The following is a 12,428-nucleotide window of genomic DNA, read 5'->3' on the forward strand; positions in this document are numbered from 1 at the left end:
ACCGAGGATTCATAGACGCTTTCATGGTTCGGGGCAAACCTGTGGATAACTATGTTGAAAACCTGCAGACGGCAGACGGCTGAATCACTGGCCGAGGTTCAGCTCGGCAAAATACTTCGCATGTGAACAGGCTAATTCTTATTTTTAATCAGTAAGTTATAACGAATGATGGGGCCATCCACGGGAGTGGTGGCTTTTGTCGCGATGCAGCGAGCATTTTGTGCATAAGTCAAGTCTTGCCAGGTCATTTTTTAAGGGGTTTTTCAATTTTTCTCCTTGACTTTTGCGTCTTGCCGACTCGGCCGAGCCTACTGGGGCGTAGCGGCCGCACAGGCCGCATGACGCTTTCGTGTCGGTCGAATTTACTTGATTTGACGCACCTTTCGGCTGTACGCGTGAACCTCGTCGACCAGGACGGCGACATGATCGGGCTCGGTGAACTGGGAAATGCCATGCCCCAGATTGAACACGTGGCCCGGATGGTTGCCGTAGGCGTCGAGCAGTCGGCGCGCCTCACTGCGGATGGCTTGCGGCGAAGCAAATAGAGCCGTCGGGTCGAGGTTGCCCTGCAGCGCGCAGCGTACGCCGATACGTTGGCGCGCGGCGGCCAGATCGACGGTCCAGTCCAGGCCGACGGCGTCGGCGCCGCTCTCGGCGATTGCCTCGAGCCATTGACCGCCACCCTTGGTGAAAACGATCTGCGGAATTCGGGCGCCGTCGTGTTCGCGTTTGATCTTCGCCAGCGCGCGAGTCATGGCCGCCAGCGAGAAACGCTGGTAAAGGCCATCGGCCAGCGTGCCGCCCCAGGTATCGAAAATCATCACCGCCTGCGCGCCGGCCTCGATCTGTGCATTCAGATACTGGGCGACAGCCTCGGTATTGATGTCGAGGATGCGCGTCAGCAGATCGGGGCGCTGGTACATCATCGTTTTGACGGTTCGAAAATCCGCCGATCCGCCGCCCTCGACCATATAGCAGGCGAGTGTCCATGGGCTTCCGGAGAAGCCGATCAGGGGCACTCGGCCGTTCAGGGCCGAGCGGATCTGCGTCACCGCGTCGAACACGTAGCGCAACGACGCCATGTCGGGCACGGCAAGGCTGGCGATGGCGGCCTCGTCGCGCAGCGGGTGCGCGAAGCGGGGCCCCTCGCCGGTCTCGAACGACAAGCCGAGCCCCATGGCGTCGGGAATCGTCAGGATGTCGGAGAACAGGATGGCCGCGTCCAGCGGGAAGCGCTCGAGCGGCTGCAGCGTCACCTCGGTGGCGTAGGCGGGGTTTTTCGCCAGCCCGAGGAAGCTGCCGGCGCGCGCGCGCGTCGCATTGTATTCGGGCAGATAGCGGCCGGCCTGGCGCATCAGCCAGATCGGCGTGTAATCGGTGGGTTGGCGCAGCAGCGCGCGCAGGAATGTGTCGTTTTGCAGGGTGGCGGGCACGGCGGTCTGGCTTCCGGTGTGGGGCAATGATGCATTCTACCTAACCATGCCCAAAGGGCGAACGCTAGCGTAGTATTTGACTTTCCATATGTTCGACGAGGAGACAACAATGAAAAGTCGTTGGATTGCCGTGGCGCTGTCGATGTTGCTTGGCGCTTTTTGCAGTGTGTCGCAGGCGCAGGCGCCGGCGAGTGTCGGGAACTCGCGGCTCGATGCGGTCATCAAGAGCGGCACGCTGCGTGTTTGCACCACGGGCGATTACAAGCCCTATACGTTTTTGCGTCCCGATGGCCAATTCGAGGGAATCGATATCGATCTGGCGAAGTCGCTGGCGGCGTCGCTGGGCGTCAAGGCCGATTTCGTGAAAACCACCTGGCCGCATCTGATGAGCGACTTCCTGGCCGACAAGTGCGACGTCGCGGTGGGTGGCATCTCGGTGTCGCTCGAGCGTGCCAAGCGCGTTTATTTCAGTCATGTGGTGATGGTCGACGGCAAGTCGCCGATCGCGCGCTGCGCTGATGTGAAGAAATACCAGACGCTGGCGCAACTGGATCGCCCGAGCGTGCGCGCCATCTTCAACCCGGGCGGCACCAACGAGAAATTTGCCCGCGCCTATCTGAGCAAGGCGCATTTGATCGAATACCCGGACAACGTCACGATTTTCGACCAGATCGTCAAGGGTAAAGCCGACGTGATGGTGACCGATACGTCCGAGACGCTGCTGCAGCACAAGCTGCATCCGACGCTGTGCCCGGTCAATCCGGGCAAGCCGCTGCAGTACGGCGAGAAGGCTTACATGCTGCCGATGGGCGACAACGTGTTCCGCGCTTATGTCGACCAATGGCTGCACCTGACCAAGGCCACCGGCGCCTATCAGAAGGTGGTCGACAAGTGGCTGAAGTGATGAGGCCCTGAGTCTGCGGATCGTGGCTAGTGGATAGCCGCGCAGCGCGGCAAAGGCGGCAGACGAGATGTCTTGCCGCCTTTTTCGTTGTCAGGCGAGCCAGTGCCGCAACCGGGCGGCGGCATCTTGCATGGCGCGGCGCCCGGCCGGGGACAGCGACTGCAGGCGCGCGAAGCCATGCGTCATGCCGTGCGCCTTGATCAATTCCGCTCTCCCCCCGTGTTGCTCGACGAAGTGCGCGTAGGCGACGCCGTCGTCATGCAGCGGGTCATGCTCGGCGACCAACACGATGGTCGGCGGTAATACGTGGCTGGGCGGCGCCGCGAGCAGGTCGACCCGGGTATCGTCTTGCGGCGCCTGCGCGCCATCCAGGAATTTCTCCCAATACCAGCGCATGTCTTCGCGCGAGAGGCCGATGCCATTGGCATGGGCAATGTAGCTGGGCGTGTCGAGATACGGTCGGGCGACCGGGTAGATCAGCCATTGGTGAGTCACCAGGCCGGGCACGGCAGCGTTGACCGAGGCGCAGGCCTGGGCCGCGAGATGGCCGCCCGCGCTGTCGCCGCCGGCCACCAGCGCGTCGCTCGCGAGCCCCAGCCGCACACGCTGCTCGGCGCACCACAGCAGCGCAGCGTGAGCGTCGTCGCACGGCGCCGGGAACGGATGCTCCGGGGCCAATCGATAGTCGACGCTGATCACGGCCACGTCGGCGTCGGCCGCGGCCAGGGCGCACAGCGAGTGATGGGTGTCGACATCGCCCACGACCCAGCCGCCACCGTGAAAATAAACCAGCAGCGGCGGGCGCTTTCGGGCCGGCCGGTAGAGCCGCGCGCGCAGGGTGCGTCCGGGCAGCGGTATCGTCATCTCGGTGATCTGGATGTGCGGCAACTGCGGCTGCGGGGCTTGACTGGACAACTCGGCAAAGCGCTGGCGGCGCGCCACGGCGTCGTTCGGGTCCGGCAGCGGCGCGTACTGCTGTGCGATGCGGGCGTAGTAGGCGGCAAGATCGGCGTCAATGCTCATCGGGCGGACTCTTCGGTTAAGCGGCAGATTCAGTGGGGCGATGTCAATTCGGCTTGCCAGCGCGCATGTTCGATCTTTACGCACCGGTCCATCACGACATCCAGCCCGGCGGCGCGGGCCTGCGCGGCGGCCTGCGGATGTTCGATGCCCAGCTGCATCCACAGGCTGCGCGCACCGATGGCGATGGCCTGCGCGGCAATCGGCGGAATATCTTCCGAGCGACGGAAGCAGTTGACCATGTCGATCGTCTGGCCCTGCGCGCGCATCGCTTGCGCCGCGTCTCGCAAGCTCGCGTAGCAGGTTTCGCCGAGAATGCCGCCGGGCAGGTCGACCGCCTGCGGATTGACCGGCACGATCCGGTAGCCGTGCGCCTGCATATAACGGCTGGTGGTATAGCTGGCGCGATCGGGGCGCGGTGAGAGTCCAACCACCGCGATCACCCGATCGCGTGCAAGGATCTCGGGAATGCGTGAGAGATTGTCGGTGTCGCTCATCGAAAACAAGGTCGGGATGATTATCGCTTCAAACTAACACGGCTTTGCGCGCAGGCGCCTGACTGAGCCGGCGCACCGCCACGCAAGCTCCGCGGGGCTCTCGAGACAGGCATGGAGGTTACATCCTGAAACACTTTGTTACCCCTGCATGAGGGGCTTTGTACCACAATCCTTCCATCGCTGTTGCACATTCCCCCGAGCGTTTGGCAGCGATGCCATATCGAGCAAGCGTTTCCCCCGATGCGTTCTCATGCTCACCGATATGGCTACCCAATCTGGTCTCCTCGCGCTAACCCCGTAGCGTGTGGTTTTGGCGGGCATATGCCCCGCCATTTTTTTTGTCTTCACGCTTTGCAAGTGGCACGCAGCCATGGCTTGAGCCAGCCGAGGCCCGCACGCGTCTGGCCCTGCGGCCGATATTCGCAACCGATCCAGCCGGTGTAGCCCAATTCATCGATCAACCTGAACAGGAACGGGTAATTGATTTCGCCTGTATCCGGTTCGTGGCGCGCGGGCACGCCGGCAATCTGGATGTGCCCGATGCCAGGCAGATATTGCCGCAACTTGACTGCCAGGTCGCCCTCGACGATCTGGCAGTGATAGAGATCGCACTGCACGCGCAGATTGGCCGCGCCGACGCGCAGGCATATGGCGTGGGCGTGATCCTGGCGATTCAGAAAATAGCCGGGCATGTCGCGGGTGTTGATGGGTTCGATCAGGATGGTGATGCCACGGGCTGCGGCTTGCTGTGCCGCATGCGTGAGGTTGGCGATGTAGCTGGCCTCGCATGCGGCGATGGTCTGTCCGGCGCCGACGATGCCGGCCATCACGTGCAGTTGCCGGCAACCAAGCGTGTCGGCATAGTCCAGGGCGCGTTCCAGTCCGTCCCGGAACTCCGCTTCGCGTCCCGGCACGGCAGCCAGGCCTCGTTCGCCCGCTGCCCAATCGCCGGCGGGCGTGTTGAACAACACTTGGGTCAAGCGATGCGCATCGAGCTGCGCGCGTACCTCGGCAGCCGGCGCTTCATACGGGAACAGGCATTCGACACCCTGAAAGCCATCGGCGGCCGCAGCGCCGAAGCGCTCGAGAAAAGGGTGCTCTTGATACATGAGCGTCAGGTTGGCGGCAAAGCGGGGCATGACACACTCCATGTAACGAAATGCGCGCCACCGTCGGCACGCGTTCAAGGGATGCTACTCGTCACCGATTTGCGCCGCGGCGACGCTGCGCAGCTGGAATCGTCCGTCGTTATTGAACAGCCACGTCTCGACGATGTGCACGTGGCCGCTGCTATCGAGCAGGGTTCGGCTCGGTGCCGGAAATGGCGAGGCGCGCCGCAAGCTCATCAGCGCCGTGGCATCGGCGGCCCGATCGCCGTTGTCGCGAAATAATCGCACACCCGTGAGGTACCCGCGCCGGTCGACCGCGTATTCGAGTGTCACTACCGAGCGCAACAGCGCTTGCGGCCGGCCCGGTGTAATCATGCGCGCATCGACCCGCGTGATGTACTTGGCCAGCGACACCTTGTAGCTCTCCAGGGCCGGGTTGGACGGCGCGCCAAGAACCAGCGGGCCGGGGTGCTTTTCGGAGATTGCGCAGCCGCCGAGCAGCAGCGCGAGCGCCAGCAGCAACCAGCCGCCGCCTGCGCGCCACCGGGTTTGCTGCGATGCGCAAGTGGTACTCATTCCTTACCCTCGCTTGTGCGCCAATTCGGCATCAGCGTGTTGGACGGCAAATTTTCGTCGAGCAGCTTGCGCGCCGTATCGATGCCCGCAACCGGCAAGCCGGTGGGCTCGAGCAGGCCGATCTGCACCAGTACGCTGGCCTGATCCCAGTAAATGTGCTCGTGATACAGCTTGTCGCCGCGGAACTTGACGATGGCGACCAGCGGAATCTGCACGCGTCGCCCGGTCGGCGCGACGCCCGGCAGCATCCAGTCGATTTCGCAGGTATGCGTGAAGCAGAACAGCATTTCGTCGACCAGCTGGTTGGCGCCAACCGTGCGCGATATCGGAATCAGTTTTGTGTCGGGCGGATTGGCGTTGACGAAATGGTACTGGTAGAAGCGCTTGAGTTGTTTATGACCGACCCCGCCGGTCATGGTGGGGATGTGATTGACATAGGGCTCGTCGACCATGGTTTTCATCAACGGCTCGACCTCGCGCGACTCGAACTCCAGCGCGCAGTGCGCCTCCCACAGCGACGGAAAATCGAAGTAAGGGCCGATTTCGCGCCGCAGGGCGGCAATCGAGCGTTGATGCGCCAGCGTGGCAGCGGGTTTGTCGAAGTGGTCGCCGCCGGGGCGCGCAAAGGCGTGGTCGACGCCGGGGTAGACGTACATCTCGGCATTGGGCGTTTGCGCAAATGCATCGATGATCTTGCCGCGCGTCTCGGCCGGGCAATACTTGTCGTCGGCGGCGAAGTGCAGCACCAGGCGCGACTTGATATTGCCGATTTCCTCCAGATGCTTTTCCAGCCCCACGCCGTAATAGCCGACGGCTACGTCCGCGTCGGTGCGGCACGCCGCCAGCATCGCGAGCTTGCCGCCCAGGCAGAATCCAAGCACGCCCGCCTTGCCGGCAAACTCCTTGCGCTCGCGCAACACCGCCAGGGTGGCGGCAATATCCTCCATGCCCTTGTCGACGTCGAACGCCTGCAGCAGGGCGAAAGCCTTTTGCCAATCGCCCGCGGTGTAGCCGAGCTCGATGTTGGGTTCCTGGCGCCAAAACAGGTCGGGTACCAGCACGACGTAGCCTTCCTCGGCATAGAGGTCGGCGAGATCGCGCATGGTCTGGTTGACGCCGAAAATCTCCTGGCACAGGACGATGCCAGGGCCGCGGCCGTCGGGCGGCACGGCCAGATAAGCGCGGAACTCCTGTCCTTGTGCGCTGGGAACGTTGATATAGCTACCCGCCATGCTGCCCTCCTTGGGGATGTCGATAAAACGGATCCGCGCGGGCCTGTGAGGCTCGACGACCGGCAGGCCATACGGACTCCGCAGCAAAGTCTCTTTCAAGATAGCACGACGACGAGCCGGGCATGCCGATAAAATGCGAGGGAAATCTGTTGCCCATTCGGGCCGATACCGGGAATGACATGATTACGATTTACCACAATCCGCGCTGCTCGAAGTCGCGTGGCGCATGCGATCTATTGGCGCAATCGGCGGCCGCCTCGGGCGAGACCGTGCAAGTGATCGAATATCTGAAAACGCCGCCGACGCTGGCGCAATTGCAGGTGCTGCAAAAGCAGCTCGGCGTAAGCGCCCGGGCAATGCTGCGCGATGGCGAACCGGAGTACCAGGCGTTGGGGCTGGACGACCCGTCGCTGGACGATACCGCCTTGCTGAGCGCGGTGGCCGAGCATCCGAAACTGTTGCAGCGGCCGATCGTCGTGCGAGGTGAGCGGGCCGTGATTGCGCGTCCGCCGCAAAAGGTGGAGGAAATTCTCTGAGGTGCGCCGATCCGGGCGTTGTGTCGGCCGGCCCGCGCATGCGATGGTTCAGCGCTTAGCGCTGTCCCGCCGGCCCGCTGTGCTCGGGCAGCGATGCGACACTGCCTTCTTCGTCTCCGGCATTTTCAGCGGCCGGCTCGCCGGCACCGACGCCGTCTGCTGAACCCGCGCCGGCTTCCGGAGCTTCGGCCAGCACGGCACGACGCGCCTTGAGTTCGGCCAGCATGTTGCAAAACAGCGCACCCTGCTCGATGGCATCGTCGAGCGCGACATGGGTATGCGGCAGCGGATCGAACCAGTGCTTTGGCAGGTTGGGCTTGATGCTCTTGCGGTACGGCAGGTCGGTCAGGGCGAAGGCAAGCGTTTTGATATCGAGCGCGGACCAGGAGAACGGACAGCGACCGGCAAAACGCATCATGTACCAGAACATGAAAGTGAAGTCGAAGCCCGCCGGATAGGCGACGAAGACCGGTTTGCCGGGCAGGGTGTCGACCCATTTGACGTAGGCCTTGAGCGCTGTCTCCGGCGCCTGCAGATCCTGGCGGCAGGCAGCCCACGCCTCGGGCTCGGTCTTCCACCATTTCATCGTGAAGGGATGCCCCTCGGCGCCGGGCAGCGTTTCGAGGTTGGCGCTGAAGGTTGCGATCAACTGCTTGTCGGCCGTGTAGGCGGCCGAGGCGAAACTCAACATCGAATGCGGGCCGGGGATAGGGCCGTCGGCTTCGACATCGGTGCTGACATAGATTTCAGGATTTTCGTTCATGGAGGGCATCAGCCAAAACGGGTATCGGCCACGAAGGGATTGGTGCGGCGTTGCTCGCCGAAAGTGGACACCGGCCCGTGGCCTGGCACGAAAGTGACGTCGTCGCCCAGCGGCCAGAGTTTTTCCCGAATCGAGCGAATCAGGTCGGCGTGGTTGCCGCGCGGGAAATCGGTGCGCCCGATCGAGCCTGCGAACAGCACGTCGCCCACGATCGCCAGCCGCGTCGGGCGATGGAAAAAGACCACGTGGCCCGGCGTATGCCCGGGGCAGTACAGCACCTCCAGCGTTTGCTCGCCGAAGCGTACGGTATCGCCATCGCTCAGCCAGCGATCGGGCGCCAGCGGCTCGGGTGCGGGAAAACCGAAGCGGGCGCAGGAGGCCTCGAGCTGATCGATCCAGAATTGGTCGTCTTGGTGAGGGCCTTCGATCGGCACGTCGTGGCGCCTTGCCAACGCGCCGGTGCCGGCGCAGTGGTCGACGTGGCCGTGCGTGAGCAAGATCTTCTCAAGCGTGGCGCCCTGGCGGGCGAGTTCTGTCTCGATCAGATCGAGATCGCCGCCCGGATCGACCACCGCGGCTCGGCGGGTGGTTTCACAAAGCAGGATGGAGCAGTTCTGCTGGAAGGGGGTAACGGGGATCAGAATGACTTTCATTGGACGCGCCGGTATCGATGGCGACATTGTAAAGCGCTATCGCCCGCGCCATCCTGTTGCGTTGCAAAATAAGTCAGCATGTACTTACTTCCGTTGCCGGTCTCAGCCGTGATAAACTCGCCGGCATGCGAATACGCGACATGCTCAAACGGTTCGCGATCGGCAGCCTGGCCGCCACATTGCTTGCGGCCTGCACTACGCCGCTCGAACCCTCCCCGCCCGCCTCACCGCCGACATCTTCCAAAGCAGCTCCGTCGTCGTCGGATGATGCCGCGCACACGTCTGCCACCGCATTTCATCCGCTCGACCTTGGCTGGCCCGGTACCTCGCCCGCCGATGCCGACGGCGTGCCCGAGGATGGCTCGGCCCATCTGCGCGCCGATGTCGGCACGTTCTTCGAGGAGGGCATGGCATCGTGGTACGGCAAAGCGTTCAACAAGCGCCGCACCGCCAGCGGCGAGCGTTTCAATATGCACGCGATGACCGCCGCGCATCCGACGCTGCCGCTGCTGAGTTGGGTGCTGGTGCGCAACGTGCGCAACAATAAGGCGGTGATGGTGCGCATCACCGACCGCGGTCCCTACAGCAAGCACCGCATCATCGATCTCTCATACGCGGCCGCGAAGAAGCTCGGCTTCGCCAAGCGGGGTGTCGCCAAGGTTGAAATCCGCAAGCTCACGCACAGCGAGGTCATCGCCTTGCGCATGGACCAGGAGGCTTCGCTCGACGGGTCCTCCGACAAATGATCGGGGGGCGGCAACCGGTTACCGCTCGCCCTTGAGCGCCAGCGCCCGTTCATACAGCGCGTTCTTCGACGCCCCGGTAATTGCCGCGGCCAGTTTGGCGGCCCCTTTGGTTGGCAGTGCTTCGAGCGCCAGCGCCAGTACGCGCTCGACCTCCGGCGACAGGGCGTCCGACGCGGCCGGCGGCGCACCTTGAACCACCAACACAAACTCACCGCGCTGCCGGTTGGCGTCGGCTTCGAGCCATGCGACGGCTTGCGCCAGCGCGCATTCATGCAGACTCTCGAAGCGCTTGGTCAATTCCCGGGCGATCAGTATCCTGCGCTGCGCACCGAGCACTTGACACAACGCGCCCACGGTCTCGACGATGCGGTGCGGTGCTTCGTAAAACACCAACGACTGCGGTTGGGCCGCCAGCGCCTGCAGCGCGGCAACGCGCTGCGCCGCCTTGGACGGCAGAAAGCCGATGAAAGTGAAGCCCTCGACCCAGGCGCCGGCGACACTGACGGCGGTGATCGCGGCGCTCGGGCCCGGCAGCGGAACGACCTCGAGGCCGGCAGACCTGACGGCTTCGACCAGCCGGGCGCCCGGATCGGAGATGCCTGGGGTGCCGGCGTCGGAAATGTAGGCAACACGCTCGCCCGCGCGCAGACGTGCGATGACTTTCTCGGCGGCGCTGCGCTCGTTGTGCTCGTGGGCGGCCAGCAGGGTTTTCTCCAGGCCGTAGCGCGCCAGCAGATGCGCGCTGTTGCGCGTGTCTTCCGCCGCCACGGCGTCGACCATGCCCAATACGTGCAATGCTCGCAGCGTGATATCGGCGGTATTGCCGATGGGCGTGGCGACCACGTACAGAGCGCCGCTCGGGTAATGCTGATCGTCCGCCAATGCAAGCAGGGCGCTCATGCGGCCAACTCCGGGAATAGGTAAAAAATTAACAACTTTTTCAGTGGACTCATGTCGAATCAGCTCGGTGCGGCGTACGAGGCTCGTGCGCTGCAATACCTGCGACGCCAGCGCCTGACTTTGGTGGCGCGTAATTATCGATGCCGTCGCGGCGAAATCGATCTCATTATGCGCGATCCCGACGACGTACTGGTGTTTGTCGAAGTGCGCGCCAGAAGGCAACGTGATTTCGGCGGCGCGCTGGAGAGCGTGACAACGCGCAAGCGCCAGCGGCTGGTGGCGGCGGCCGAACATTATTTGGCGACGCAGACCACGGCGTGGCCGGCCTGCCGGTTCGACGTGATCGCCTTCGACGGCCCGCCCGAGGCCGCGCCGCAGTGGGTGCGCAATGCGTTCGACGGGAGCGGATGAGCGCGGTGCAGCCTGTTAAACTTGCGCACTGGTGGTGTGCCGGGATGCAACCAGCGGCGTGCCCGAATCAACGATAGCTCCGCGATAACATCATGTCGATCGAACGCATTCAGCAACAATTCCGTGACAGTGCCGAACTCAAGCTCGCCGCGCTGGAGACCCTGGCGGCGCCGATCGAGGCGGCCACCGAACTCATGTTTACCGCCTTGGCCAACAATAACAAGGTGCTTGCCTGCGGCAATGGCGGCTCGGCCGCCGATTGCCAGCATTTCGCCGCCGAGCTGATCGGCCGCTTCGAGCGCGAACGCCCGGGCTTGCCTGCGATTGCCCTGACCACCGACAGTTCTATCCTGACTGCAATCGGTAACGACTACGATTTCAACAGCATCTTCGCCAAGCAGGTGCGCGCGCTGGGGCAACCCGAGGACGTGCTGCTGGCGATTTCCACGAGCGGCAATTCCACCAACATCCTGGCCGCGATCGAAGAAGCGCATGAGCGCGACATGACCGTCGTGGCGCTGACCGGTCGCGGCGGCGGCAAGATCCGCGACGCGCTCACTGAGCTGGACGTGCACATTTGCGTGCCGCACGAGCGCACCGCGCGCATCCAGGAAGTGCATTTGCTGGCGATTCACTGTTTATGCGATGGCATCGACGCCATGCTGCTTGGCGATTGAGCCCCGATCGCGTTTTGCTTGAAGCCCGAAGGAGAGCAACTTGATGATTTCACGACGTTCTATCAGAAATTTGTGCACCGGCTTGCTGCTGGCCGCGACGGTGGCGACGTTGCCTGGCTGCGGCTTGCTGCTGCTTGGCGGCGCGGCAGGGGGCGTTCTGGTGGCCACCGATCGACGCTCGCTGGGGGCGCAGACCGAAGACCGGGAGATTCAGGTCAAGGCGATCAGCGACCTGAACAGCAATCTGCCTGACGTCGCGCATGTCAACGTCACCTCCTTCAATCGTCGTGTGCTGCTGACCGGCGAAGTGCCCGACCAGGCGACTCGCCAGGAAGCGGAAAACATCGTCAAGGGCATTCAAAACGTGCGCGGCGTGGTCAATGCGTTGGCGATCTCAGGCGCCAGCTCGCTCTCCTCGCGGGCCAACGATGCGTGGATCACCAGCAAGGTCAAGGCATCGCTGGTTGCCGCGAAGGATATCTCGGCCAACGTGTTCAAGGTCGTCACCGAACGCTCCGACGTTTATCTGATGGGGCTGGTTACGCCAGCCGAAGGCGCCCGCGGCGCGGATATTGCGAGCCGCGTGCCTGGCGTTGACAAAGTCGTGAAGGTGTTTGAGTACATTCAGCCCGAAGACGCGCAGCGCCTGACAGAACAGGCTGCGAAAACCCCGCAGCCGGCCGAACCGGCCGACGAGACGGCGACCACCAGCGCCGTGCCGATCGGCAACGTCAGCACGACGCCGCTCTCCACGCCGGCCCCGATCAGCGATGCACCGGTGATCCCCGCGACGCCGGCCTCGCAACCCGGCGCACCGAAGTAAGCGAGGTCGCGCCCGGGGCAACGGGTAGCGGGCCGGCCGGGCGATGAAGCCGGCCGGCCCGTTGTTTGTGACCCCGATTTATCAGAGATCTCCCTCTAGCCCGCCGTTATTTCGTTAAGCCAAATATCTCGGTACACTGCGGGGCAGT

Annotated in this window: 15 protein-coding genes; 6 read left to right on the forward strand and 9 right to left on the reverse strand. The window is 63.6% G+C overall.

The window, feature by feature from the left end:
- Window positions 1–362: 362 nt before the first annotated feature.
- The gene (gene hemE / locus PATSB16_RS19610; protein ID WP_047215667.1) at window positions 363–1,433 is read right to left on the reverse strand and encodes a uroporphyrinogen decarboxylase; all 1,071 of its coding nucleotides are present in this window, start codon (window positions 1,431–1,433) and stop codon (window positions 363–365) included.
- Window positions 1,434–1,542: 109 nt separating this feature from the next.
- Here hemE and PATSB16_RS19615 point away from each other — a divergent pair, with 109 nt between their 5' ends.
- Complete coding sequence (locus PATSB16_RS19615) at window positions 1,543–2,337, forward strand: transporter substrate-binding domain-containing protein (RefSeq protein WP_047215668.1); 795 nt, start codon at window positions 1,543–1,545, stop codon at window positions 2,335–2,337.
- Between the two features lie 90 nt (window positions 2,338–2,427).
- Here PATSB16_RS19615 and PATSB16_RS19620 read toward each other — a convergent pair whose 3' ends face one another.
- From PATSB16_RS19620 to PATSB16_RS19640, 5 genes are all read right to left on the reverse strand, one after another.
- Window positions 2,428–3,360, reverse strand: a complete 933-nt coding sequence (locus PATSB16_RS19620; RefSeq protein ID WP_047215669.1) for an alpha/beta hydrolase — start codon at window positions 3,358–3,360, stop codon at window positions 2,428–2,430.
- Window positions 3,361–3,389: 29 nt separating this feature from the next.
- Window positions 3,390–3,854, reverse strand: a complete 465-nt coding sequence (locus PATSB16_RS19625; RefSeq protein WP_047215670.1) for a CoA-binding protein — start codon at window positions 3,852–3,854, stop codon at window positions 3,390–3,392.
- A gap of 344 nt (window positions 3,855–4,198) precedes the next feature.
- Window positions 4,199–4,993, reverse strand: a complete 795-nt coding sequence (gene otnI, locus PATSB16_RS19630; RefSeq protein WP_047215671.1) for a 2-oxo-tetronate isomerase — start codon at window positions 4,991–4,993, stop codon at window positions 4,199–4,201.
- Between the two features lie 54 nt (window positions 4,994–5,047).
- A complete protein-coding gene (locus tag PATSB16_RS19635) occupies window positions 5,048–5,539 on the reverse strand; it encodes an energy transducer TonB family protein (RefSeq protein ID WP_047215672.1) in 492 nt (163 codons plus the stop codon).
- Window positions 5,536–6,771, reverse strand: coding sequence for a dienelactone hydrolase family protein (locus PATSB16_RS19640; protein ID WP_047216782.1), 1,236 nt, complete (start codon window positions 6,769–6,771; stop codon window positions 5,536–5,538). Before PATSB16_RS19640 ends, PATSB16_RS19635 begins: the two co-directional genes overlap by 4 nt.
- A 179-nt stretch (window positions 6,772–6,950) precedes the next feature.
- Between PATSB16_RS19640 and arsC the strand changes: the two genes are divergently transcribed.
- Entirely contained in the window at window positions 6,951–7,307 is a 357-nt protein-coding gene (arsC, locus tag PATSB16_RS19645) for an arsenate reductase (glutaredoxin) (protein WP_047216783.1), read from the forward strand.
- A 55-nt stretch (window positions 7,308–7,362) separates the two neighbouring features.
- Here the strand turns inward: arsC and PATSB16_RS19650 are convergent, their stop codons facing one another.
- Both PATSB16_RS19650 and PATSB16_RS19655 read right to left on the reverse strand, forming a co-directional pair.
- Window positions 7,363–8,070 (reverse strand): 3'-5' exonuclease family protein, encoded by a 708-nt coding sequence (locus PATSB16_RS19650; RefSeq protein WP_047215673.1) that lies wholly within the window; start codon window positions 8,068–8,070, stop codon window positions 7,363–7,365.
- 8 nt (window positions 8,071–8,078) lie between these two features.
- On the reverse strand, window positions 8,079–8,723 hold the full coding sequence (locus tag PATSB16_RS19655) for an MBL fold metallo-hydrolase (protein WP_047215674.1): 645 nt from the start codon (window positions 8,721–8,723) through the stop codon (window positions 8,079–8,081).
- A gap of 140 nt (window positions 8,724–8,863) precedes the next feature.
- Between PATSB16_RS19655 and PATSB16_RS19660 the strand changes: the two genes are divergently transcribed.
- Window positions 8,864–9,469 (forward strand): septal ring lytic transglycosylase RlpA family protein, encoded by a 606-nt coding sequence (locus PATSB16_RS19660; protein WP_052892760.1) that lies wholly within the window; start codon window positions 8,864–8,866, stop codon window positions 9,467–9,469.
- Window positions 9,470–9,487: 18 nt separating this feature from the next.
- Here PATSB16_RS19660 and rsmI read toward each other — a convergent pair whose 3' ends face one another.
- On the reverse strand, window positions 9,488–10,369 hold the full coding sequence (gene rsmI / locus PATSB16_RS19665; RefSeq protein WP_047215675.1) for a 16S rRNA (cytidine(1402)-2'-O)-methyltransferase: 882 nt from the start codon (window positions 10,367–10,369) through the stop codon (window positions 9,488–9,490).
- 51 nt (window positions 10,370–10,420) lie between these two features.
- On the opposite strand from rsmI, the gene PATSB16_RS19670 reads away from it, so the two are divergent.
- The 3 genes from PATSB16_RS19670 (at window position 10,421) to PATSB16_RS19680 (ending at window position 12,280) form a co-directional block, all read left to right on the forward strand.
- Complete coding sequence (locus PATSB16_RS19670) at window positions 10,421–10,780, forward strand: YraN family protein (RefSeq protein WP_047215676.1); 360 nt, start codon at window positions 10,421–10,423, stop codon at window positions 10,778–10,780.
- Window positions 10,781–10,872: 92 nt separating this feature from the next.
- Window positions 10,873–11,457 (forward strand): phosphoheptose isomerase, encoded by a 585-nt coding sequence (locus PATSB16_RS19675; protein ID WP_047215677.1) that lies wholly within the window; start codon window positions 10,873–10,875, stop codon window positions 11,455–11,457.
- Between the two features lie 43 nt (window positions 11,458–11,500).
- A complete protein-coding gene (locus PATSB16_RS19680; protein WP_047215678.1) occupies window positions 11,501–12,280 on the forward strand; it encodes a BON domain-containing protein in 780 nt (259 codons plus the stop codon).
- Window positions 12,281–12,428 lie beyond the last annotated feature (148 nt).

This window comes from Pandoraea thiooxydans, from assembly GCF_001931675.1.
GTDB lineage: Bacteria > Pseudomonadota > Gammaproteobacteria > Burkholderiales > Burkholderiaceae > Pandoraea > Pandoraea thiooxydans.